The following is a 21,520-nucleotide window of genomic DNA, read 5'->3' as shown; positions in this document are numbered from 1 at the left end:
CCAAGGTCTTCACCCAGCTGGGGGCCCCCGGGTGCGCGACCTGTCATGAGAACCATGAGATCAAGGAGGCGAGCGACGAGATGTTGGGGCTGGGGGAGGGGGCCGTGTGTGCCGCCTGCCACGCCGCCGGGGACAAGGGCGGGAAGGGCGCTGCCGATATGCGGGCGCTGATTGACGGCCTCCGAGGCGAGACCGACAAGGCCCGCACGATCCTGCTGCAGGCCGAGCACGCCGGGATGGAGGTCAGCCAGGCCCAGTTCGAGCTGAAGGGCGCCACGGATGCCCTGGTCAAGGCGCGCGCGGCCGTCCATGCCTTCACGGTCGAGGCGGTGAAGCAGGAGGCGGAGGCGGGGCTCGCGATCAGCGCGAAGGCCTACGCCCGCGGGGTGCGGGCGCTCGAGGAGCTCCAGTTCCGCCGCAAGGGGCTCGCGGTCTCACTGGGGGTCATCCTGGCCCTCATCGTGGGCCTCGTGCTCAAGATCCGGCAGGTGGATCGCCGCGCCCTCGCCCGGGGCGGGGGGGCTCGGGAAGGGGGAGGGGATGGCTGAGGCGGTGCGGCATTCGGGGGAGACCCGGAGGGGATTCCTCAACTGGTTCCTCGGCACGAGCGCCGGGGCGTTCCTGCTCTCGGTCCTGTACCCCGTCGGCCGCTACCTGATCCCCCCCGCGGTCGGCGAGTCCGCGGCGGGCACGGTGACGCTGCCGATCAAGCCTGAGGACGTGAAGCCGAACACGGGGCAGATCTTCAAGTTCGGGAACCGCCCCGGGATCCTGGTCCGGACGCCGGCCGGGGAGCTCCGCGCGTTCTCCGCCGTTTGCACCCACCTGAACTGCACGGTGCAGTACCGCCCGGACCTCAGCCACATCTGGTGCGCCTGCCACAACGGTCACTTCGACCTGACCGGCAGGAACATCGCCGGGCCTCCCCCCCGGCCCCTCGACGCCTTTGTCGTGAACGCGCGGGGAAACCAGATCGTGGTGAGCAAGGGCGCCTGAGGATGCCTCCGGCCCGATACGCTTCGCCTGGCTGCGTTCTCAGTCGTCGCCGATCCTCAAACAATTGCGTATGCCTCCGGTCGGCTCCTCCCTCGAGCCTTGCCATGCTCGCGTCTCGACCCGGAGGGAAGGCCTAGAGATGGGAACCCTCGACAAGGGGCACGGCAGGCTGTGGCTGTGGCTCGACGAGCGGATCGGCCTGGCCGGCCTGGAGAAGCTCGCCAAGAAGAAGGAAGTCCCGGTCCACCGGCACACGGTCTGGTACTACCTGGGGGGGATGACCCTCTTCCTCTTCCTGGTCCAGGTGGCGACCGGGATTCTCCTGCTCTTCTACTACCGCCCCAGCGCGGAGGAGGCGTACGAGTCCGTCCAGTTCCTGATGGCGGAGGTGGAGTTCGGCTGGCTGATCCGGTCGATCCACTCCTGGGCGGCCAACCTCATGATCTTCACCATCTTCCTCCACCTCTTCAGCGTGCTGCTCCTCAAGGCGTATCGGCCGCCGCGCGAGGTCACCTGGCTCTCGGGCATCGCCCTCATGGCCATCGCCATGGGCTTCGGCTTCACGGGCTACCTGCTGCCGTGGAACGAGCTCGCGTACTTCGCGACGAAGGTGGGGACCGAAATCACGGGGGTCGTCCCGGGGATCGGACCGTTCCTCCGGCGGCTGCTCCGGGGGGGGGACGAGGTCACCGGGGCTACCCTGACGCGCTTCTACGGGATCCACGTGGCGGTCTTGCCGGCGGTGGCGGCCCTGCTGCTGGGGCTCCACCTCTTCCTGGTCCAGAAGCATGGGATGAGCGTTCCGCCGGCCGTGGAACGCCGGGCAGGGATCAGGGGCACGATGCCCTTCTTCCCCAACTTCCTCCTGCGGGACCTGGTGGGGTGGCTCTCGGCCCTGGCCGCGCTGGCGGCCCTGGCCGCCTACCTCCCTGCCGAGCTGGGCCAGAAGGCCGACCCGTTCGCCTCGGCCCCGGTCGGGATCAAGCCCGAGTGGTACTTCATGTTCATGTTCCAGACCCTGAAGTACCTGCCGGCCAGGATCCTGGGCATCGAAGGAGAGATCGTCGGCGTCCTGGGGTTCGGGGTGGGCGGGCTGTTCCTGTTGCTCATCCCGTTCCTGGACCGGCGGACGGCGCGGGGGGAGCCCTCCCGCCTCTTCACGGGGATCGGGATCGCCCTCATCCTGTACATGGTTGCGTTGACGTATCTCGGCTACACTGCGAGCGCGACCAGGTGAAGCCGGTCCGACCGCTCGTGGCCCTCCTGCTCGGTGCGGGGCTCTGTGTCCCGCCGGGGGCGGGCGCGCAGGGCCCCGCCGAGCCGCCAGGGAACGCCGCGCGCGGCCGCACCCTCTTCGCGAGCAAGTGGTGCGCCGCCTGCCACCTTCCCCGCGACCATCCGGGGGCCGGGCCAGCCCTTGAGGACCTCCGCAAGCCGCAGGGGGCGCTCGAGCTGGCGGGCCGGATGTGGAATCACGTCCCGGCGATGTTCACGGCGTTCAGGCGGGAGGCGGCCCCGTGGCCGCAGATGAGCGTTGCGGAAATGGCCGACCTGATGGCGTATCTGCAGGCTGCGCCTGCCCGGGATCCCCCACCGGATCCCCTGAAAGGCCAGGTGGTGCTGGTCCGGAAGGGCTGTCTCAAGTGCCACAGTCTCCGGGGCGAGGGGGGCCAGATCGGCCCGGACCTGGCCGCGCGCCGGGCCGACTACGCCTCGGCGGCGGCGTGGGCCGCCACGATGTGGACCCACACCCCGCGCATGGCGGCGGTGGCGGCCGAGCGGGGCGTGCTCTATCCGCGCTTTTCCCGCGACGAGATGGGGAACCTCCTCGGGTTCCTCCGGAGCGCCAGCGCGGCGTCACCCCAGTAACCCCCAAGAGGGAGGAGCCGACTGTGCGGTGCATGCGCTTCGGGGTTCTCGCGCTTGCCGTCGGGTTCGGGATGGGGCTCCTGGCCTTCTCCCCGGGCGCCGCCCAGGTCAAGGTTCCCCCGGACTTCACCTTCGAGAAGGGCAAGGACAGCCCGGCTCCGGTCACCTTCAGCCATGAGAAACACCGGGCGAAGGTGGAGAAGTGCACGGAGTGCCATGTGAAGGTCTTCAAGATGAAGCGCGGCCAGTCCGGGACGATCACGCTCGCGGCGCTCCAGGAGGGGAAATTCTGCGGGGCCTGCCACGACGGCAAGAAGCAGATCGCGGGGACCGTCGTCTTCCCGATCGACGCCTGCGACAGGTGCCACAAGCCCTGACGAAGAGAGTCTTCCTCCTGGCGCTCCTGGCCCTGCTCGTGGCGGGCGCAGAGGCCCGGGCTCAACCCCCGCCCGCCGCAGAGGAGTGCCTGGGCTGCCACGCGGACCGGGACCTCAAGCGAGAGGCGCCGGCGCGCGGGCAGTCCGCGTCGGTCTTCGTGGATCAGGGAGCGCTCCGGATCTCCGCGCACGGCCGGCTCGAATGCGCGGCCTGCCATGCGACGGCCACGGCCCCCCACGAGGCGCAGTTGCCGCCCGTTCGCTGCGAGACCTGCCACGCACAGCCCCACGAGGAGGTGCCGGGGAGCGTGCACGCCAGGCTCGGGGGCGGGGGCGCGAGCGGCGCCTGCGTCGCCTGCCACGGCAGCCATCAGATCCGGCCGGCGGCCGCGGACGGCAGCGCGATCTGCGCGACCTGCCACCGGCGCGCCGCGACGGCCGTCGCGGCCAGCATCCACGCGACCGCCCGGGGAGACGGGAAGCGGACCCTGCCCACCTGCGCCACCTGCCACACGGCCCACGCCGTGAAATCCCGCCGGGACCCGGCCTCGCCCACCCACCGGAGCCGCATCCATGAGACGTGCGCCATCTGCCACGCCGATCCGAAGGTGATCCGGGAGGAGCGGATCGCCCGGCCGCGGGTCGTGGCGCTCTTCGAGCAGAGCGTCCACGGCCGGGCCATCCGGGAGCAGGGAAACCTGAAGGCCGCCACCTGCACCGACTGTCACGGCGGACACGAAATCCTCCGGGCGGCCGATCCGGCCTCGACCATCTTCAAGCGCAACGTGCCGGTGACCTGCAGCCACTGCCACACGGATGAAGCCGCCCAGTTCCGGACCAGCGTGCACGGGGAGGCGGTCTCCCGGGGGATCTTCGCAGCGCCGAGCTGCACCGACTGCCACGGCGAGCACGGGATCACCGCCACCCGCGCCCCCGGGTCGCCCGTCGCGCCCCTCGCGGTCTCCACGACCTGCGCGGCGTGCCATAAGGCGACCCCGGTGATCGAGGAGTTCGGTCTGGCGGCGCGGCGGGCCGGGACGTTCTTCGACAGCTTCCACGGCCTGGCCGTGCGGGGGGGGTCGCCCGTGGTGGCGAACTGCGCGAGCTGCCATGGGACGCACAACATCTTTCCCTCCTCCGATCCCCGCTCCACGATTCACCCGGCGAACCTCGCCGGGACCTGCGGCCAGTGCCACCCGGGGGCCGGCGTGCAGCTTGCGAGCGCGCGGATTCACGTCGGACCGGGGTTCGGGGAGCACCCCTGGGTAGCCCTCGTGCGCCGGATCTACCTCGGGATCATCCTGGTCACCATCGGGGGGATGAGCCTGCACAACGGGCTGGACTTCCTAACGCGCCTCCGCGAGCGCTGGCGCGCGGACGTGCGAGGGGAGGGGACCGAGCCTCCCGTGCCCGTCGAGGTGGCGCGGCGGCTCTTCACGCGCCTGACCGTGGGCGAGCGGATTCAGCACGGCGTCCTCCTCACCGCGTTCCTCGTCTTGGTCCTCACCGGCTTCGCCCTGAAGTTTCCGGAGGCCTGGTGGGCCCGGCCTCTGGTCTGGATCGAGGGGGGGTACGCCATCCGCTCCTGGGCCCACCGCATCGCGGGCGTGGTGCTGATGGCGGGGGGCCTCTACCACCTGGTTTACCTCCTTGGCACGCGGCGGGGTCGCACCCAGCTCCGAGCCATGCGCCCCCGGTGGCGGGACCTGCGGGAGGCGTGGGGGCTTGTGGCCTTCAACCTCGGGTTATGCGCGGAGAGGCCCCGTTTCCACCGGTTCAGCTACGTGGAGAAGCTCGAGTACTGGGCGGTCGTCTGGGGCACGGCCGTGATGGCCGCCACCGGCGTCATCATGTGGTTCCAGACCGTGGTCCTCAGGCGCTGGCCCCTCTGGAGCATTGACCTCGCCACCGTTATCCACTATTACGAGGCCTGGCTGGCGACCCTCGCGATCCTGGTCTGGCACTTCTACAGCGTCATCTTCCGGCCCGACGTCTACCCGATGAGCCGGGTCTGGCTCTCGGGGACGCTCACCGGGGAGCAGATGGCCAGGGAGCATCCCGCCGAGCTGGAGGAGATCCTGCGGGCGGGGGGGGCACGGGAAGTGGGGGGTGGCGCTTCGGGGGAGGAGGCCCGGTGACCGACCGGCTGCCCGCCCGCCACCGCAGACGCCTCCTGCTGATCGTCGCGGCGGCCCTCCTGGCGCTGGGGAGCGTTGCCCTGGCCGGCCTCTACCATGTGAGCACAAGCCCCCTCCTCTGCAACTCCTGCCACATCATGAAGCCCTACGTGGCGGCCTGGAAGACCTCCAAGCACAATGCGGTGACCTGCGTGGAGTGCCACTACCCGCCCGGCTTCCGCGACTCCCTCTGGGTCAAGTACCAGGCTCTGGCCCAGGTGGCAAAGTGGGCCACGCAGACCTACAGCTCCAAGCCCTTTGCCGAGGTGGAGGACGCGAGCTGCCTCCGCTCGGGCTGCCACTCGCAGCGCCTCCTCGAAGGGAAAGTCGTCTACAAGCGCGGCATCATCTTCGACCACCGCCCGCACCTCGAGGAGGTCCGGCGGGGCCGGCAGCTCCGCTGCACGAGCTGCCACTCGCAGATTGTCGTGGGGACCCACATCGAGGTTACTGAGTCCACCTGCTTCCTCTGCCACTTCAAAGGAATGAAGGTCGGGCGGGAGCTGAGCCCGATCGCGGGCTGCACCGGGTGCCACCAACCGCCGAAGGGGGAGATCCTGGTCGGCTCGGTCCGGTTCAGCCACGAGGAGATGGTCCGCCGCGGTGTCGCCTGCCAGAAGTGCCACCTGAACGTCATCCAGGGGGAGGGGGAAGCGCCACGGGAGCGCTGCTTTACCTGCCACAATCAGCCGGAGAAGCTCGACCGTTACGGCGACACGCCCTTCCTCCACGACTTCCACGTGGCCGGGCACAACATCGAGTGCGCGCGGTGCCATACCGAGATCCGGCACCAGCTTCCGCCGCCGATCGGGATTCCCGTGGCCTCGGCTGGCCCGGGCGGCGCCCTGCGGGGGGAGGTCACGGCCCGGTGAGGCGGTCGCTGCTGCTCCTCGCGGTGGGCGGCCTCATGGCTGGGGTCCTCGCCCGGTCCGGCCCTCCCGTCCTGCTGGCCCAGGGTCCCCGGCCCTCCCTGCGGCCCCCCGCGCCGGCCGAGCCCCCGCCCTCGCCGACCCCCCACCGGGCGGGCGAGCTCCCATGCGGCAACTGCCACGAGGGCAAACACCGGGGGGTCCTCCTCATGTACCTGGGGATGGGGGGGCGAGGGACCCCCATGATCCCGAGCCACATGTTCCAGGTGCGCGTGGAGTGCGTGGCCTGCCACATCGTGCCCAAGGAGCCGGGGAGCCGGGCCGGGATCGTCGGGCAGACCTTCCGGCCGAGCGAGCAGGCCTGCCTCGGCTGCCACGGGGAGCGGTACCGCGGCATGCTCGAGCGATGGCAGCAGACCCTGACCCGGATGCGGGAAGTGCTTGCCCCGAAGCTCGAGGGCGCGCGCGCCGCCCTCGTCAAGGCCGATCCGAAGGAGCCGAAGCGGGCGCGCGCGGAGCGGCTGGTCGCGGACGCCGCCTTCAACGTCGAGTTCGTGGCGCTCGGCCGGGGCGTGCACAACGTCTTCTACGCCGCGGATCTCCTCAAGGTCGCCAACGGGTGGCTCGACGAGGCATTCGCCCTGCTGGGCGCATCGCCGGCCCGGACCGAGGACGCGCTCGTCCGGGGCGGCTACTGCGCGGTGCTCTGCCATGAGCGGGCGGGGGTCAGGCTCCCCGAGACGGTCGCCTTCGGGAAACAGAGGGTGCCCCACGCCCGGCACGTGACCGAGTTCGGCGCGGTCTGCACTGCCTGCCACTCCCCGGAGGTCCACAAGGCCGTCACCGCCACGGCCGCCACCTGCACCGGCTGCCACCACAATCCCCAGAACGATCGCTGCGAGGCGTGTCATCGCCTCCAGAGCGCCTTCTACCGGGGGGAGACGCAGACGGCCCTGGTGAAGGTCGAGCCGAACAGCATGGCCGCCGCCGTCTCCTGCACGGGGTGCCACGACTTCACGCAGCGGCACTCGCGCCGGGCGGTCGGCACCAAGTGTGTCGCCTGCCACGACGTCGCCTACCTCGAGTTCCTCCGGGAGTGGACGAGCGGGCTCGATCGGGAGGCGGCCGGGGCAGGCGATACTCTCAAGCGTGCCGACGCGGCGGTCGGGGCTGCGCGCCGGGCCGGCCGCCGGGTCCCGGAGGCCGAGGCGCTGGCGCGGGAGGCTCGGGAGGCGCTCGCCCTCGTGCGGGGGGGCCGGGGGGTCCACAACCCCGCGGCCGCCGCGGCGCTCCTCGAGGCGTCGCGCCGGAAGGCCGAGGAGGCGGTCGCGCAGGCGGGGCGGCGATGAGCAGGGGAAGAAGAGCGCCCCGCTCGCGATCCGAGAATCCCCGGCCCGACTGGGTGCTCGTCGGACTCTCGGCCGCCGGGCTTCTGTTGGCGGGCTCCCTCACCGTCGCCAAGCTCGCAGCCGGCAGCGCCCCCTTCTGCGTGGCCGGCAGCGGCTGCGAAGCCGTCCAGGCGAGCCGGTATGCCGTCTTCCTCGGGCTGCCGACCGCGCTCTGGGGCGCCATGCTCTACGCGGCGGTCGGGACACTCGCGCTTCTCGGGCTGGACGCGCGACGGTGGCTCGCCGCCTTCCTCCTGGCCGTGGGGGGGGTTTCCTTCTCCGCACTGCTTACGGCGCTCCAAGTCTTCTTGATCGGCGCCCTCTGCGCCTCCTGTCTCCTCTCGGCCGGCATCGCGGTTGCGCTGCTCGCCGTGGTTCTCGTGCGTCGCCCGGCCCCGACCGAGCGGCGGCCGCCCCTGGGCCCGACCCGGCTCTTCGCGCTCGCGGCGGTTACCGCCCTGGCGACGGTTGGCCTCGGCGCCGGCGGGTTCGCGCTGGGCGGCCCGCGGGAGGCCGGCGGGTATCCGCAGGTCCTTGCCCGGCACCTTACTGACAGCGGAGCCGTCATGTACGGCGCCTACTGGTGACCCGCGTGCGGGGAGCAGAAGGCCCGGTTCGGGCCCGCGGCGGATTTCCTACCGTACATCGAGTGCGACCCCAGAGGGCCGCGCGCCCGGCCCGAGCTGTGCGCGCGCCTTGGCATCCGGCTGTACCCCACCTGGATCATCGCGGGCCAGCGCTACGAGGGGGTCCTCTCCCTCGACCGGCTGGCCGAAATCTCGCGGTTCGGCCCCAGCCAGCAACGATGAGCCCTCGCCCCGAGGGAAGGTCCGCCGCGAGGATGTTGGGGCGTTGACGCCCCGCTGTGGTTGCCCTGCCCCACTCTGCGGTGGATTCCCCGGAGGCAAGCGGCGCCGCGGTGTTAGAGAAAAACGGTGGGGCAGGTATGCCTCAGGCCGGATGCTTCGGGGCGCGGCTACAGATCCGTGTGGGCGCCCGCGAATCGCTTGGCAATTCGTGGGTTGCGGCGTCGGGGACAAAAGGGCTGCAGCCTGGCATCCTACGTGCTCTCCCCGCCGGCCACAACCGCCGCCCGGCGGCTGACGACCAAGCGGGGAACCGGCAGGAAAGCAGTTGACTGCCCGCAGGGACCGATGGTATAGGGGCTCCCTACCCCTGACCAACCAGCTGGAGGAGTGCCGATGAGAGAGGCGCCCCCGCCCGGTCTCCGGGCCTCGCTGCTCCTCCTCGGTCTGCTGTTCCTCTCCTTGCCGTCTGTTGCCGCAGCCCAGCCTCAGGCCCCGAACGGGTACGTCGGCTCCGACACCTGCCTCACCTGCCATGAGCCCCTCAAGGACGCGTTCGCCAAGACCATGCACGCGAAGGTCTTTACCGAGCAGAATGCCCGCACGCCCCTCATGCTGCGGGGCTGCGAGGCCTGCCACGGGCCCGGGAAGGCGCACGTGGAGGCCGGGGGCGGGAAGGGAGTGGGCGGCCTGACCACGTTCCGGCGGGAGACGGCCGAGGCCGTCGAAAAGGAAAACGCCGTCTGCCTCACCTGCCACGAGAAGGGGAAGCGGCTCTACTGGCAGGGGAGCCCGCACGAAGGGCGGGACGTGGGCTGCACCTCGTGCCATCAGGTGATGCAGCGCACCTCCGAGAAGGCCCTCCTGGCCAAGGCGAGCGAGATCGACACCTGCGCCCAGTGCCACCTGACCCGCCGCTCCCAGACCTTCCGGAACGCCCACATGCCCCTGCGGGAGGGGAAGATGACCTGCACCTCCTGCCACAACCCGCACGGGACCGTAAGCAAGGCCCTGCTGCCGGTGGACTCTCCCAACGACAACTGCTACCGGTGCCACGCCGACAAGCGGGGCCCGTTCCTTTGGGAGCATGCTCCGGTCGCTGAAAACTGCATGAACTGCCACGACCCGCACGGGGGGGTCCGGGACAAGATGCTGAAGCTCTCCCCGCCGCGGGTCTGCCAGCAGTGCCACGTGGAGAGCCGCCACCCGACCGAGGCACGGCTCCCGACCAACAAGTTCGTGATCGGCCGGGCGTGCCTCCAGTGCCACCAGAACATCCACGGTTCCAACCATCCGTCCGGCTTCGCCTTCACGCGTTGAGGAGGGAGCGGGAGATGGGGGCGAGAGGGATGCGGTTTCCCGGAGTTGCCAGCCTGGCGGGAGCCCTAGGGGTACTGCTGACCATCCCGTCCGTGGCCTCGGCTCAGGTCGATCTCGGGGTTGTTACCGCGACGGGCGAGGTCGAGGTGGGGGGCCGCTTCGTCCCCGAGGGCTCCAGCGCCTTTGGGTCCTCCAAGTACGAGGAGTACCGGGAGCAGCGGCCGGGGGTCTTCGGGAACGCCCGGCTCCTCCTGGAGGGGAAGGAAGGGAAGTACTACTTCGAGGGCTCAGCCACCGACATCGCCGAGCGGGACCAGCACTACGAGGTCGCGAGCGGCCGCTACGGCCGGTACCGGCTGGAGCTAGAGTTCGACGAGCTCGTCCACGTCTTCAGCAACACCGCGCGGACCCTCTATAGCGACCAGGGGGGCGGGGCCCTGGACTTCCCCGACGCCACACAGAGCACCATTCAAGGGCTGGGGACGAGCGCTCTGAAGAGCGCGGCCCTCCAGAGCGCCTTGAGCGGGGCGACCGCCGTCCCCCTCCGCTTCCGACTCCAGACCGGCCGAATCGGGTTCTTCTACCGGCCGCTGGCCGACCTGGAGGTCGATACCAGCTACTGGGTCCAACAGAAGGAGGGGACCCGCCCCTTTGGAATGGGGTTCGCCAGTCCGGGGGGCAACTTCGCCAACGTCGCCGCCCCGATCGACGAGCGGACGCACGAAGTGACCGGGGGGATCCAGGTGGCGCGGGACACCTGGAGCCTCCGGCTCGACTACACCGGCTCCTTCTACGAAAATGATCTGGACACGGTAGCGATAGACAACCCCTTGCAGTTGACGGATGGGGCGTTCACCGCCAGTGGTGCCGGCGGAACGAGTACCCCTGGGCGAGGTCGGACGGACCTGGCGCCGGATAACTCTGCCCACACCATCCGCCTCTCGGGCGCGGTCACGCTCCCTGTGGACTTCCCGGCGCGCTTCGCAGGCACCTTCTCCTACGGGATGCGGTTTCAGAACGACCCCTTCGTCCCCCATACGATCAATGCAAACATCCCCACAGGTAATGCGGGTGCTTCGCTGGCCCTCCCAGCGAGTGGCCTTGATGGCGAAGTGCGGACCCTGCTCGCGAACCTGGTCCTGACAGGCCGTCCCCTGCGGGACCTGAGCCTGACCGCCCGCTACCGCTTCTATGACTACGACAGCAACATCCCTCTTCTGATCTTCGACGGGCATGTGGTGAATGACCAAAGCCTTTCGGATGAGGACCGCGGGAACACGCCGATGGACCACCGCACGCACAACGCCAGCCTGGATGCTTCCTACCGGCTCGCCCGTCCTGCCACGCTCAAGCTGGGCTACGAGTGGGAACGGTGGGACCGGAGTGACCATCGCGAGGTCATCCGGACGGATGAGCATACCTGGAAGGCTGCCATCGACTACAAGCCGGTGGCCTCTGCGTTGCTGAGGGCCGGCTACCGGTTCGGCATCCGGCGCGGCACCGACTACAATACCTTCGCCCACTTGGCGCACACCATCATCGACGAGGCGGATTTCTCCACCTCCGTTACCACGGGGCAGTCCACCCTCCTCCGCAAGTTCGACGAGGCCGACCGGATTCGGAATCAGGTGGACCTCCTGGCCCAGTTCAGCCCGCGGGACGACCTTACCCTGGCCTTCACCGGCGGCTACGGCCTGACGGACTACGATGACACCACCCTCGGCCTGACCGAAGACGAGCGGTGGAGCGTCGGGACCGATATCGGCTACCGCCCCCTCGAGCGGCTCGCACTCTCGGCCTGGTACACCTTCGAGAACATCCAGTTCAAGCAAGACTCCCGGTGGCGGCCTGTCTCCGGTGGAGTGGCCGTGGACAGCTCGCTGAACGACTGGTCGAGCACCTCGGAGGAGCAGGTCCACACGGCCGGGGTCGGGGCGGACATCCTCCTCATCCCGGACCGCCTGGATGCGAGCCTCTCCTATGTCCTCGAGATCGCCAAGGCGAAGACCGGGGCCACGGGAGTCCCCGGCACGACGGCCGCACCGGATGGCGGCAATGCCGTCGACTGGCCGGACATCAAGGACACCCTCCAGACCTTCATCGCGGCTCTCCGATATCACATCGTGAAGAACCTGACGGTGAAGGCCGAGTACCGCTTCGAGCACTTCAACCTGTCCAATTTCAAGACGGACGACCTTGACCCCTTCATGACCAACTCGAACGTCAACGCAGCCGGAACGGTTTCTCCCTCCCTCGATGTCTTCCTGGGCGACCGGGTGGACGACTACGTCGCCCACGTCATTGCCCTCAGCCTCATTTATCGCTTCTAGTGCCGGCCCCCGCCCGGAACGCCGCCGTTGATCTGTCCCGCCCCCTTCATATTCTGCTCTTCCCGTCCGTCCAGGGATGCGGTATAAGAAGGGGGTCGCCGGGCACGCGCCCAAGCGAGAGAGGAGGCACGGGAATGAGAGGAGCCAGGTTCGTCGGGTGCACGGTCTTCCTGTCCGTCCTCATCCTGGTCCTGACGCCGCTCCGAGGCTTTGCCCAGCAGAAGGGTGATCCGAAGGCGGGGAAGCAGCGCTACGATCTCCTCTGCTCATCCTGCCACGGGCCCACCGGGAAGGGGGATGGCCCGGCCGCCGCCGCCCTCTCGCCCAGGCCCCGCAATCATGCCGACGGGAAGTACATGAATGCCCTGAAGGATCAATACCTGTTCGATATCATCAAGGGGGGCGGGGCCAGCGTGGGGAAGTCGCCCCTCATGCCCCCCTGGTCGAGCCAGTTGAAAGACCAGGACATCTGGAACGTCATCGCCTACATCCGGACCCTGGCCGTTCCTCCCTACAAGCCCACTCAATAGCTATCGATCACCTCCGATGCGGAGCGGGCTAGCAGCGGCAGCGGTCCTCCTGATCGCCCTTGTCGGAGGGGGTGCCCTGGCCCTCTCGCTCGGCCCGCCGTCCGCCCCCGAACAGCCCGTCGCCTTCAGCCACAAACTCCACGCGGGAGACAACCGGATCGCCTGCCTGTACTGCCACGTCCACGCCCGGACCGCGGCGGTCGCCGGCATCCCGTCGGTCCAGCGCTGCGTGGGCTGTCACAAGATCACGGCGGCCGCTCGCCCCGAAGTGCAGAAGCTGGCCGGGTACTGGGAGCGCCAGGAGCCGATCCCCTGGACGAAGGTGACCTGGCTGCCCGACTTCGTCTACTTCGAGCACTGGCCCCACGTGCGGGCGGAGCTCGAGTGCCAGACCTGTCACGGCGCCGTCGAAACGTTGGAGCGCCTCCCGCGCCTCGCGACCCTGACCATGGACACCTGCGTGGGCTGCCACCGGGAGCGGGCCGTCAGCATCGACTGCGTCGTCTGCCACCGCTAGGGGGAGGGGGATGGAGATCAACCGGCGGGACTTCCTCAAGATCGTCGGCATCGGCGGAACCGCGGCCGGCATGGTGGGCTGCGGCGCGGAGCCCCCCGAGACCCTCGTCCCCTACCTCATCCCGCCCGAGGAGATCGCGCCGGGGAAGGCCACCTGGTACGCGACCGTCTGCCGGGAATGCCCGGCGGGATGCGGGATCCTGGCGAAGACCGTCGACGGCCGCGTGATCAAGGTCGAGGGGAACCCGGACCATCCGGTGAGTCAGGGCGGCCTGTGCGCTCGGGGCCAGGCGAGTCTGCAGGGACTCTACAACCCCGATCGGTTCCGGCAGCCGCTCCGCCGGAAGGCAGACGGCACCCTGGAGGCGATCCCGTGGGACGAGGCGGAGGGGCTCCTGACGGAGCACCTCGCCGCGCTCAAGGGACGCGGGGACCGGATCTCCTTCGTGACCCCGCTCCTCACGGGGAGCCTCGACCGCCTCATCGAGGCCTGGCTCGCGGCGGTGGGCGGGCGGCGCCTCCGGTACGAGGCCATCGCCCACGAGCCGCTCCGCACCGCGAGCCGCCTCGCCTTCGGCCTCGAGGCGATCCCCTACTACGACCTCGAGGCCGCGCGGGTGGTCCTCTCGTTCGGCGCCGACTTCCTGGAGACCTGGCTCTCCCCCGTGGAGCACGCCCGCCAGTTCGCCGCCATGCGGGCCTACCGGGAGGGCCGGATGGGGCGGTTCGCCTACATCGGCCCCCGCCTCTCCCTCACGGGGGCCAGCGCCGACGAGTGGGTCGCCGTTCGCCCGGGGACGGAGGGCCTCCTCGCCCTCGGGATGCTCCACACGATCCTCGCCGAGCGCCTGGCACCTCGCCTCCCTGGCGGGGAAGAGGACGCGCTGCGGCGGTTCGCGGCCCCCTTCCCCCCGGAGGCGGTCGCGGAGCGGGCGGGCATCTCGGGGGATAAGGTCCGCGTGCTGGCCCGCGCCTTCGCGCGGCGGCGCCCGAGCCTGGCCCTGGCGGACGGCCGGGGTGGGAGCGGAACGGCGACCTGTCTGGCGGTTCACCTTCTCAATTACGCGGTCGGCAACTTCGGCCAGACGGTCCGCTTTGGGCCGACGGCTGCGGCGGGGCGGGCCTCCACCTACCGGGAGATGCGGGACCTCCTCCTGGCCATGGAGGCCGGGAGGATCTCCCTGCTCCTCCTGGCCGGGGTCAACCCCCTCTTCACCCTCCCGGAGGGGGCGCGCTTCGAGGAGGCGCTCCGGAAAGTCCCCTTGGTCGTGAGCTTCGCCTCCTTCCCCGATGAGACGGCGACCGCGGCCCACCTGGTCCTGCCGGACCATACCTTTCTCGAGGCCTGGGGCGACGACGAGCCCTGGGATGGCGTCCGCAGTCTCCAGCAGCCGGTCATGCGGCCCCTGTACGACACGCGGGCGCTAGGCGATGTCCTGCTGTCGGTGGCGAGGCGCTCCGGGAGGGCGAAGGCGTTCCCGTGGGAGGACTTCGCCGCGTACCTGCGAGAGCAGTGGCGGGACGTGCACCGGCGGCTGCGGCCCGCGGAGGACTTCGAGACCTTCTGGGCCGCCGCGCTGCAGCGGGGCGGGCTCTTCACTCCCGCGGCGGCGCGGCCCGTCCGGCTCAGCCCGGAGGCCGTCCGGGTCCGCTTCGAGGTTCCGGCCCTCCCGGGGGAGGGCGAGGGCTTCACCCTGATCCCCTACCCCTCCGCCGCCTTCTACGACGGGCGGATGGCGAACCGCCCCTGGCTTCAGGAGCTCCCGGACCCGCTCACCCAGATCGTCTGGGACAACTGGGTGGAGGTCCACCCCGAGGATGCCCGGCGCCTGGGGGTGGCGGAGGGGGATGTGCTCCGGCTCGAGTCCCCCGCCGGCCGAGTGGAGTTGCCGGCCCACCTCTCCGGCGGGGTGCGCCCCGGAACGGTCGCGGTCCCGGTCGGGCAGGGGCACACGGTCTTCGGGCGCTATGCGGCGGGCCGGGGCGCCAATCCGATCCCGCTGCTATCCCCCGAGCCCGAGGCGGTCTCGGGGGGTCTCCCCTGGGTCGCGACCCGGGTGACCGCGCGGCCGACGGGGAGGCGGCATCCCCTCGTCTCGGTGGCGGGGAGCGACAGGCCCCACGACCGCGAGATCGTCCAGAGCGTCTCCCTGGCCGCGCTCCAGGGCGGGCGGCTGCCGGGAGAGCGGCCGCACCTGCTCCAGATCTACCCCGAGCACCCCCATCCCCGGCACCGCTGGGGGATGGCCATCGACCTCAACGCGTGCATCGGCTGCGGCGGCTGCGTCGTGGCCTGCTACGCCGAGAACAACATCCCGATCGTGGGGAAGGAGCAGGTCGGCCGGGGGCGGGAGATGTCCTGGATCCGGATCGAGCGCGTGGACGAGGGGGGGCGGGACCGGCCCGAGCACCGCTTCCTCCCCATGCTCTGCCAGCACTGCGACAGCGCCCCCTGCGAGCCGGTCTGTCCGGTCTACGCCACCTACCACAACCCGGACGGCCTGAACGTCCAGGTCTACAACCGGTGCGTCGGCACCAAGTACTGCTCCAACAACTGTCCCTACAAGGTCCGCCGGTTCAACTGGTTCCCCGCGGCCTGGCCCGAGCCGCTCCATCTCCAGCTCAACCCGGACGTGACGGTCCGCACGATGGGCGTGATGGAGAAGTGCACCTTCTGCGTCCAGCGGATCGAGGGTGGCAAGCGGGCGGCCAAGGCGGAGGGGCGGCCGGTCCGGGACGGGGAGATCGTCCCCGCCTGCGCCCAGGCCTGCCCCACGCGGGCGATCATCTTCGGCGACCTGAAGGATGAGGCGAGCGAGGTCTCCAGGCGGGCCCGGGATCCGCGGCGGTATCGGGTCCTCGAGCACCTGAACACCCAGCCGGCCATCACCTACCTGAAGAAGATCGTCCCGGGGGCGCTGGAGGGCTAGGTGGCGCGACTCACCTACAGCCAGGTAGATCAGGACATCCTCCGGGCCATGGAGGCGCCCGGGTGGCGGTACTACGCCGTCTTCCTGGTGAACCTCCTGGTCCTGGCCTGGGGGATCTACGCCTGGCGGTACACGGTCGAGCGCGGCCTCGGAGTCTGGGGACTGAACCACCCGGTCATGTGGGCCATGGATATCACCAACTTCGTGTTCTGGGTGGGGATCGCCCACTCCGGGACCCTGATCTCGGCCGTCCTCTACCTCTTCCGGGTCCGGTGGCGGGCCAGCATCTACCGGACGGCCGAGGCGGTGACGGTCTTCGCGCTCTTCACCGCCGGCCTGTTCCCCCTGATCCACCTGGGGCGGCCCTGGTTCTTCTACTGGCTCCTGCCCTACCCCCAGGTGGGCGGCCTGTGGGTCAACTTCCGCTCGCCGCTCGTCTGGGACGTCTTCGCGGTGATGACCTACATGATCATCAGCGTCCTCTTCTTCTTCACCGGCCTGGTTCCCGACCTGGCCGTCGTCCGCAACCGGACCACGGGGTGGCGGCGCCGGATCTACGGCTTCCTCGCCCAGGGCTGGCAGGGGACCGACCGGCAGTGGCGCCACTACAAGGCGGCCTACCTGTTCCTGGCGGCGCTGGCGACGCCCCTGGTCATTTCGGTCCACAGCGTCGTCTCCTGGGACTTCGCCCAGTCCATCGTTCCCGGCTGGCACAGCACGATCTTCGCCCCGTACTTCGTCGCGGGGGCGATCCACTCGGGGCTGGCCATGGTGATCACCCTCCTGATCCCGCTCCGGCGGATCTTCCGCCTCGACGCCTATCTCACGCAGACCCATCTCGAGAACCTGGCCAAGCTCATCATCCTCACCGGCCTCATCGTGGGCTACGCCTACGTTGTCGAGTCCTACATCGCCTGGTACAGCAACAACGTTCCCGAGTGGCAGCGCTTCCTCTACCAGGTGACCGGCGAGTACGCGATTCCCTTCTGGATCATGATCCTGTTCAACTCGCTGGTCCCCCTCCTCTTCTTCGTCAAGCGCATCCGGACCAGCACCCCGTGGCTCTTCGGCATCGCGATTCTGATCAACATCGGGATGTGGTGCGAGCGGTTCGTGATCATCGTGACCGGGCTGGCCCACGAGTACGACCCGTACTCGTGGGGGCTGTTCATCCCCACCTGGGTGGATATCAGCATCACGGTGGGGAGCTTCGCCTGGTTTTTCCTCTGGTTCCTCCTCTTTGCCAAGCTCCTCCCCGTCGTCTCCATGGTGGAGGTGAAGGAGGAGTTGCCGCCGCCGGTGCGAGCCGCGCAGGGGGAGGCGTAGCGTGACCCGGCGTCCGCCAGGACTCGTGGGGACGTTTCTTTACCTGGACAGCCTGCTCGAGGCCATCGCGCTGTTGCGGGGCGCGGGGCACCGCGACCTGGCGGCCCTCTCGCCGGTCCCGCACCACGCCATTGACGAGGCGCTGGCCAAGGCGCCCAGTCCCGTGCGGTTCTTCACCCTCGTCGGCTGCGTGCTGGGAGCCATCACCGGCCTCGTCCTGACCATCGCCACCTCCCTCCATTACCCGCTCATCACCGGCGGGAAGCCCATCGTCTCGATCCCCCCGTTTCTCATCATCGTTTTCGAGCTGACGATCCTCTTCGGGGGCCTCCTCACGCTCGGGGGGATGCTCCTGAACGCCCGGTTGCCGCGCGTGCACATTCTCCCGGCCTACGATCCCCGCTTCTCGGAGGATCGGTTCGGCCTGTGGGTCCGCTGCGAGGAGAAGGATTTCGACGCGGTGAGCTCTCTGCTCCGGGGTGCGGGGGCAGAGGACGTGCACCGGGCGCAGAGGTAGCCGTGGCGCACGCCGCAACCGAAGGGAGAACGCTCGTCGCACGGGACCCCGGGGCGGGCGGGGGCCTGCCGCGCCCGGTTCCCCGCTCCCTGGTGGCGGCGCTGTGGGGCGGGGTGGCGCTCGGCGGGGGAGCGTGCGTCGGCGGCCTGTTCGTGGACGCGGGGCGAGCCTGGCAGATCTACCTGGTCAATTTCCTCTTCTGGAGTGGGCTGGCCCAGGGCGCGGTGGTGTTTGCGGCGATCTACCATGTGGTGGGCGCCCGGTGGGGGGCCGCGATCCGGCGCCTGGCCGAGGGGATGGCGGCCTTCCTTCCGGTAAGCCTCGTGCTCTTCCTGCCGCTCTACTTCGGCCTGGAGGTCTTTCTCGACCCGGTCCGGGAGATCAACCCGCAACGGGGGGCCTGGTTCGATCCCCGCTTCATCTTCGTCCGGGGGCTCCTCGGCCTCGGGTCGATGACGGTCCTCAGCCTGCTCTTCGTCTACTACGCGCTCCGCCCCGAGGTCGGGGGCGCCGTGGAGCGGGGCCTGCTGCCCCGGCGGTGGCCTTACGACTGGCTGGCCCAGGAGTGGCACGGGGAGGAGGTGGAGCGGCAGCGGGGCCGGCGGGGCATGGACGTCGTGGCGGCCGGGGTGCTGCTCGCCTACCCGATCACCTACAGCTTCATGGCGTTCGACCTGATCATGGCCCTGGACCCCTTCTGGTATTCCTCGCTCTTCGGCGGCTATTTCTTCATCAGCACGTTCTACCTCGGGCTGGCCGGGCTCGCCGTAGTGGCGGCGCTTGCCCGCTGGACCATCGGGCTCACCGCCATCACTCCCAGCCAGTTCGCCGACCTGGGCAAGCTCCTGTTCGGGTTCACCCTCACGTACGCGGCCATGCTCTGGTCCCAGTATATCGTCATCTGGTACGGGAACCTGCCGGAGGAGACCCACTTCGTGGTCGTTCGCCTCTGGGAGAGGCCCTGGGCGCCCCTCAGCTGGGCTGTGCTGGCCGCCACACTGCTCGTCCCGTTCGTCATCTTCCTGAGCCGGGGGGCCAAGCGCGTCCCGGGGATCATGCTGGCCGTGGGCGCGCTGGTCGCCGCCGGCCTGTGGCTCGAGCGGTACGTGCTGGTCGTCCCCTCGCTCTGGCACCACGAGACGGTCCCGTTCGGGTGGCTCGAGGCGGCCGTGACGGTCGGCTTCCTGGGGGCCGCGGGGCTGAGCTACGAGTTCTTCCTGCGGCACTTCCCCCTGGTCCCCGCGCCGGGGCCGGAGGCGCCCCACCCGTGAGGCAGAAGGGAGATTCCGTGAGGACGCTCGCGCGGGTCCTGGCCGGGGCCGCGGGGCTCCTGGTGCTCGGGGTGAGCCTCGCCCACGGCTGGCCGTGGAGCGACGATATGGACAAGCAGCCCTCAGTCCGGCCCCAGGAGGCGCCGCTGCTGCCGCCGCCGGGGACGGTCCCGAGGCAGGGCCAGGAGCCGCGGATGGACCGGGTGAGGGCCGGGGAGCGGCTGCGCAATCCGGTGGAGCCGACGCCGGCCTCCCTCGAGAACGGCAAGCGCCTCTTTCTCGTTTACTGCGCCCTCTGTCATGGGCCCGATGCCAAGGGCGGGGGGCCGGTCGCGGCGAAGTTTGTCCCCCCGCCCGACCTCACGCTGGAGCTGTTCCGGCAGCGGCCCGACGGGTTCATCTATGCCACGATCCGGGACGGCGGGGCCCTGATGCCGGCACAGGGCGAGGCCCTCGCGCCGCGCGAGCGGTGGGACGTGGTGAACTATCTTCGGAACTTGCAGCGGAAGGGAAAGTGAGGGAGGATCAGCATCGGCTCCCGACGCCCCGGCGGACAGGGCCTGGGGCACCCACGATCCCTGGGGCAGGCGTGTCCCAGTTTGCCGGCGGGCGTCCCCGTCGAGATGTTGGTCGGTTTCCATTGACCTGATCGTCCAGGACTCTCTCCCTTCTGGGGCAGGCGTGTCCCGCTCTCCAAGGGGAAGTCCAGCCCCCATCTCCCTTCCCCTGAGCCGTCTTGGCTGGAGAATCCAGGGCTTGCCGCCGGAGCGGTGACTTCGCTCCCGGTGGCATCCTCCTTGCCCGGCACCCGGGTTGTCGCGAGCCATGGGCGGGGTGCGCGGGGAGGGATTTCCGCTGCCAGGTACCCGGATCATGAGGCGGCCGAAGAGCGGTGAGGTCGTCAAGGTGGTGACGGAGGACGCCGGGCAGTCCCCGGACGTCCGGTATCAGGGTGGGCCCTCCCCGGAGGCTCTGGCGCGGCTCCGCATCGCCGAGGGGCTGGGAAAGGACTTCGGCTGCGATCCCGAGGCGGTCCGGGCGACCCTGGTCGGGATGGCACGGACGGCAGGGGGGGAACTGACGGTCGCCGTCAGCGGAGAGGAGATCATCGGGTTCGTGTTCTTCAGCCTCCCCCACCCGCAGAGCCGATGGGGCCGGCGGGCGCTCCCCGGGCTGTACGAGGTGGCGGCTCTGGAGGTCGCGCGTCCCCGGCGCGGGAACGGGATCGGCGCGGCCCTGCTCAGGACGGCCCTCGGCCCGCACTGGGACGAGCGGATCCTGCTGGCTTCGCTGGACCCCGAAGAGTGGGACACGCTGGGCAGCGGACGGTCGAAGAGCGGCTACCGGCGGATGCTCCTCTCTCTCTTCCGGCGAGCGGGCTTCGCCGAGTATCCCGTTTCGCTTGAGCCCGGGCTCAGCCATGACCCCGCAAGTCTGTTCCTGGTTCGGGTCGGGGCGCGGGTGGAGCGGGAACGCCTCCGGCAGTTCGGGGCCTCCCTGGAGGGAGTCGGGCCCCGCTCCCTGGTGGAGATCAACCGGCGTCCCCGCGAGGAGCGGGAGGCGATCTACCGGCGGCTCATCCCCGACGCGATCCTCGCCACCTTCGCCATCGATCCCCGCACCCTCACCGACGGCGCCGGCAACCGCCTGGTGGAGTTCGACTGTCCGCCGGACCAGGAGATGGTCTGGGTCGGGGTCCGGAGCCGGCCGGAGGACCGGGACCTCTGTTTCCTCCTGAAGCTCCAGGCGTCGGCGTTCCGGAACCTCGAGCTGGCCTTCGTCGTCATCGGCGACCCGCGGGCGGAGCGCTTCGACGTCGACCGCGACCCGGAGGGGCGGGAGAACCGCCTGGGGACCGCGGGACGGAATGTCCCCGAGGAGTTTCGGGCGATGCAGGCGGGGCTCGCGCCCGGGCAGACGCGACGGGGGCTGCGCCTGCTCCGCGAGGCCGTCCGGTTGGTGGAGGAGTTCGCCGCCTGGATGGGCGGTGACCGCGTGTTCCTGCACGCGATGTTTTACCACAATGCCATCCTGTACGAGCGCTACGGCTTCGGCTACGCGGCGGGGCGCGAGGAGATGGAGCGGATCCACCGGGAATTCCAGCCGGGAGGCGCCCTGTGCGCGCTCCTCGACGGCTCCACGCCATTTCGCCGGCCCGGGGCGGAGCGGAGCGTGCGGGGGCGGAGCTGGGCCATCCACGACGGGATCCTGGGGGAAGCGTGGCAGCCCCCCCGGATGGTCAAGCAGGTCGGGAAGGATGCGGGGGTCTGCACCTTCCCCGACGCCCTCTGGTAGGAG

The 21,520-nt window shown here is 70.2% G+C and carries 19 protein-coding genes; all 19 read left to right on the top strand.

From position 1 onward, the window contains the following. Nucleotides 1-548 (top strand): hypothetical protein (locus tag VGT06_08615; protein ID HEV8663185.1); only part of this gene is annotated, 548 nt, incomplete at its 5' end. Further along, nucleotides 541-996 (top strand): ubiquinol-cytochrome c reductase iron-sulfur subunit, encoded by a 456-nt coding sequence (locus VGT06_08610; protein HEV8663184.1) that lies wholly within the window; start codon nucleotides 541-543, stop codon nucleotides 994-996. The genes VGT06_08615 and VGT06_08610, both read left to right, overlap by 8 nt. Nucleotides 997-1,135: 139 nt before the next feature. Beyond that, nucleotides 1,136-2,233 (top strand): cytochrome b N-terminal domain-containing protein, encoded by a 1,098-nt coding sequence (locus VGT06_08605; GenBank protein ID HEV8663183.1) that lies wholly within the window; start codon nucleotides 1,136-1,138, stop codon nucleotides 2,231-2,233. Then, nucleotides 2,230-2,865 carry a c-type cytochrome gene (locus tag VGT06_08600; GenBank protein HEV8663182.1) on the top strand — a complete coding sequence of 212 codons (636 nt, stop codon included), beginning with the start codon at nucleotides 2,230-2,232 and terminating at the stop codon, nucleotides 2,863-2,865. Before VGT06_08605 ends, VGT06_08600 begins: the two co-directional genes overlap by 4 nt. Nucleotides 2,866-2,897: 32 nt before the next feature. Then, the gene (locus VGT06_08595) at nucleotides 2,898-3,242 is read left to right on the top strand and encodes a c(7)-type cytochrome triheme domain-containing protein (protein HEV8663181.1); all 345 of its coding nucleotides are present in this window, start codon (nucleotides 2,898-2,900) and stop codon (nucleotides 3,240-3,242) included. Next, entirely contained in the window at nucleotides 3,227-5,380 is a 2,154-nt protein-coding gene (locus VGT06_08590; GenBank protein ID HEV8663180.1) for a cytochrome b/b6 domain-containing protein, read from the top strand. The genes VGT06_08595 and VGT06_08590 overlap by 16 nt, the downstream gene beginning before the upstream one ends. Then, a complete protein-coding gene (locus VGT06_08585; GenBank protein ID HEV8663179.1) occupies nucleotides 5,377-6,291 on the top strand; it encodes a cytochrome c3 family protein in 915 nt (304 codons plus the stop codon). The genes VGT06_08590 and VGT06_08585 overlap by 4 nt, the downstream gene beginning before the upstream one ends. Next, on the top strand, nucleotides 6,288-7,637 hold the full coding sequence (locus tag VGT06_08580; GenBank protein HEV8663178.1) for a cytochrome c3 family protein: 1,350 nt from the start codon (nucleotides 6,288-6,290) through the stop codon (nucleotides 7,635-7,637). Before VGT06_08585 ends, VGT06_08580 begins: the two co-directional genes overlap by 4 nt. A 53-nt stretch (nucleotides 7,638-7,690) precedes the next feature. After that, on the top strand, nucleotides 7,691-8,263 hold the full coding sequence (locus VGT06_08575; protein ID HEV8663177.1) for a vitamin K epoxide reductase family protein: 573 nt from the start codon (nucleotides 7,691-7,693) through the stop codon (nucleotides 8,261-8,263). A gap of 615 nt (nucleotides 8,264-8,878) precedes the next feature. Further along, nucleotides 8,879-9,802: a DmsE family decaheme c-type cytochrome gene (locus tag VGT06_08570; GenBank protein HEV8663176.1), complete on the top strand. Its 924-nt coding sequence runs from the start codon at nucleotides 8,879-8,881 to the stop codon at nucleotides 9,800-9,802. Between the two features lie 29 nt (nucleotides 9,803-9,831). Next, a complete protein-coding gene (locus VGT06_08565) occupies nucleotides 9,832-12,132 on the top strand; it encodes an MtrB/PioB family decaheme-associated outer membrane protein (GenBank protein HEV8663175.1) in 2,301 nt (766 codons plus the stop codon). A 134-nt stretch (nucleotides 12,133-12,266) separates the two neighbouring features. Beyond that, a complete protein-coding gene (locus tag VGT06_08560) occupies nucleotides 12,267-12,662 on the top strand; it encodes a cytochrome c (GenBank protein HEV8663174.1) in 396 nt (131 codons plus the stop codon). A 16-nt stretch (nucleotides 12,663-12,678) separates the two neighbouring features. Next, nucleotides 12,679-13,179 carry a cytochrome c3 family protein gene (locus VGT06_08555; protein HEV8663173.1) on the top strand — a complete coding sequence of 167 codons (501 nt, stop codon included), beginning with the start codon at nucleotides 12,679-12,681 and terminating at the stop codon, nucleotides 13,177-13,179. Nucleotides 13,180-13,189: 10 nt separating this feature from the next. Beyond that, nucleotides 13,190-16,108, top strand: a complete 2,919-nt coding sequence (locus VGT06_08550; GenBank protein HEV8663172.1) for a molybdopterin-dependent oxidoreductase — start codon at nucleotides 13,190-13,192, stop codon at nucleotides 16,106-16,108. Then, on the top strand, nucleotides 16,109-17,434 hold the full coding sequence (gene nrfD / locus VGT06_08545) for an NrfD/PsrC family molybdoenzyme membrane anchor subunit (GenBank protein HEV8663171.1): 1,326 nt from the start codon (nucleotides 16,109-16,111) through the stop codon (nucleotides 17,432-17,434). A 1-nt stretch (nucleotide 17,435) separates the two neighbouring features. Continuing rightward, nucleotides 17,436-17,951 carry a DUF3341 domain-containing protein gene (locus tag VGT06_08540; GenBank protein HEV8663170.1) on the top strand — a complete coding sequence of 172 codons (516 nt, stop codon included), beginning with the start codon at nucleotides 17,436-17,438 and terminating at the stop codon, nucleotides 17,949-17,951. 92 nt (nucleotides 17,952-18,043) lie between these two features. Continuing rightward, nucleotides 18,044-19,222 carry a hypothetical protein gene (locus VGT06_08535; GenBank protein HEV8663169.1) on the top strand — a complete coding sequence of 393 codons (1,179 nt, stop codon included), beginning with the start codon at nucleotides 18,044-18,046 and terminating at the stop codon, nucleotides 19,220-19,222. Nucleotides 19,223-19,239: 17 nt separating this feature from the next. Next, on the top strand, nucleotides 19,240-19,740 hold the full coding sequence (locus tag VGT06_08530) for a cytochrome c (GenBank protein HEV8663168.1): 501 nt from the start codon (nucleotides 19,240-19,242) through the stop codon (nucleotides 19,738-19,740). Between the two features lie 355 nt (nucleotides 19,741-20,095). After that, nucleotides 20,096-21,517: a hypothetical protein gene (locus VGT06_08525; protein HEV8663167.1), complete on the top strand. Its 1,422-nt coding sequence runs from the start codon at nucleotides 20,096-20,098 to the stop codon at nucleotides 21,515-21,517. Nucleotides 21,518-21,520 lie beyond the last annotated feature (3 nt).

This window comes from Candidatus Methylomirabilis sp., assembly GCA_036000645.1.
GTDB lineage: Bacteria > Methylomirabilota > Methylomirabilia > Methylomirabilales > JACPAU01 > JACPAU01.
Note: the sequence above shows the minus strand (reverse complement) of the source record. Positions and strands in the feature narration are given on the sequence as shown.